The 2500-nt window shown below is 54.6% G+C and carries 1 tRNA gene and 2 rRNA genes (1 of these 3 cut by a window edge); all 3 read left to right on the top strand.

Going from position 1 to position 2500, the window contains the following annotated elements:
* Positions 1–1729: ribosomal RNA gene (locus HGP17_RS33290) — 23S ribosomal RNA — on the top strand; it begins 1131 nt to the left of the window's first position.
* Between the two features lie 253 nt (positions 1730–1982).
* Positions 1983–2097, top strand: a 5S ribosomal RNA gene (gene rrf / locus HGP17_RS33285).
* Between the two features lie 323 nt (positions 2098–2420).
* Positions 2421–2497 (top strand) — tRNA-Met (locus HGP17_RS33280).
* Positions 2498–2500: the final 3 nt, after the last annotated feature.

Here is a 2500-nt window from a genome sequence, read left to right as displayed (position 1 = left end):
TGTGAGGATCCCAAAACAACCAGGATGTTGGCTTAGAAGCAGCCATCATTTAAAGAAAGCGTAACAGCTCACTGGTCTAGTCAAGGGTCTTTGCGCCGAAAATGTAACGGGGCTGAAGCCATGCACCGAAGCTGAGGATTCCTCTTTGAGGAGTGGTAGCGGAGCGTTCCGTAAGCCAGTGAAGGGATACCTGTGAGGGGTCCTGGAGGTATCGGAAGTGCGAATGTTGACATGAGTAACGATAAAGAGGGTGAGAGACCCTCTCGCCGAAAGACCAAGGGTTCCTGCTTAAAGTTAATCTGAGCAGGGTTAGCCGGCCCCTAAGACGAGGCGGACACGCGTAGTCGATGGGAACCACGTTAATATTCGTGGGCCTGGTGGTAGTGACGGATTGCTTAACTTGTTCACACTTATTGGATTGTGTGGGCGGGGACGCGGTTCCAGGAAATAGCTCCACCGTATAGACCGTACCCGAAACCGACACAGGTGGTCAGGTAGAGTATACCAAGGCGCTTGAGAGAACTATGTTGAAGGAACTCGGCAAATTGCACGCGTAACTTCGGAAGAAGCGTGACCCTTATGTACGCAAGTATGTGAGGGTGGCACAGACCAGGGGGTAGCGACTGTTTACCAAAAACACAGGGCTCTGCGAAGTCGCAAGACGACGTATAGGGTCTGACGCCTGCCCGGTGCTGGAAGGTTAAGAGGAGGGGTGCAAGCTCTGAATCGAAGCCCCAGTAAACGGCGGCCGTAACTATAACGGTCCTAAGGTAGCGAAATTCCTTGTCGGGTAAGTTCCGACCTGCACGAATGGCGTAACGACTTCCCCGCTGTCTCCAACATAGACTCAGTGAAATTGAATTCCCCGTGAAGATGCGGGGTTCCTGCGGTCAGACGGAAAGACCCCGTGCACCTTTACTATAGCTTTACACTGGCATTCGTGTCGGCATGTGTAGGATAGGTGGTAGGCTTTGAAGCAGGGACGCCAGTTCTTGTGGAGCCATCCTTGAAATACCACCCTTATCGTCATGGATGTCTAACCGCGGTCCGTTATCCGGATCCGGGACAGTGTATGGTGGGTAGTTTGACTGGGGCGGTCGCCTCCGAAAGAGTAACGGAGGCGCGCGATGGTGGGCTCAGACCGGTCGGAAATCGGTCGTCGAGTGCAATGGCATAAGCCCGCCTGACTGCGAGACTGACAAGTCGAGCAGAGACGAAAGTCGGTCATAGTGATCCGGTGGTCCCGCGTGGAAGGGCCATCGCTCAACGGATAAAAGGTACGCCGGGGATAACAGGCTGATGACCCCCAAGAGTCCATATCGACGGGGTTGTTTGGCACCTCGATGTCGGCTCATCGCATCCTGGGGCTGGAGCAGGTCCCAAGGGTTTGGCTGTTCGCCAATTAAAGCGGTACGTGAGCTGGGTTCAGAACGTCGTGAGACAGTTCGGTCCCTATCTGCCGTGGGTGTAGGAATATTGACAGGATCTGTCCCTAGTACGAGAGGACCGGGATGGACATATCTCTGGTGGACCTGTTGTCCTGCCAAGGGCATAGCAGGGTAGCTATATATGGAATGGATAACCGCTGAAGGCATCTAAGCGGGAAACCAACCTGGAAACGAGTGTTCCCTATCAGAGCCGTGGAAGACGACCACGTTGATAGGCCGGGTGTGGAAGTGCGGCAACGCATGAAGCTTACCGGTACTAATAGCTCGATTGGCTTGATCGTTCCCATTGCCAGTGCTCATCAGACGAACGTAAACGTTCATCTGCATTGAGTTTTGTCCTCACGCTGCCGCGATCTTCGATCGCTACGCTGCGGACGGCGCGCCGGACCTCCGGCGACGCGCTTTGCGCTTGCGGTCTTCGACCGGAAACGCACCAACGACGTGTTCACTAAGATAAAACGAGGCTTCTGGCCTCACCAGCTTCTCAAAACGGGCTAAATCCGCAAGGTTTAGCCCGAAGTTGCGCTTTGCCGACCTGGTGGTTATGGCGGGGTGGCTGCACCCGTTCCCTTTCCGAACACGGCCGTGAAACGCCCCTGCGCCCATGGTACTTCGTCTTAAGACGCGGGAGAGTAGGTCGCTGCCAGGTCTGCCAAACGCAACTCACGCTAAATTGCTCAAGCAATTTATGCGTCACATCCTTCAAATCTTCTCTGATCAAACGCGATAAACCCAAAAGGTTTACGCCAAAACGGCCAAGCCGTGTTACAATAGGCCGCTCCAAGCGGCCTTTGTCGCTTCTGAAAACAGATGTCCAAGGTGGGTTAACCCCGAAAGGTGCCCACCTTACACGCGATAAACCCTTTGGGTTTACGCTGATGACGCAAGCCGGCGAAGCCGACTTGCTGTGGTGAGACAAACTCTGCGAGTTTGCTCTGACGCGACAAATCGCATCGCGATTTGCGCTGGTGACGCGGGGTGGAGCAGCCCGGTAGCTCGTCAGGCTCATAACCTGAAGGCCGCAGGTTCAAATCCTGCCCCCGCAACCAAAT

This window comes from Rhizobium sp. P38BS-XIX, from assembly GCF_012641435.1.
Taxonomy (GTDB): domain Bacteria; phylum Pseudomonadota; class Alphaproteobacteria; order Rhizobiales; family Rhizobiaceae; genus Rhizobium.
This window is presented reverse-complemented; position numbering and strand designations above follow the sequence as displayed.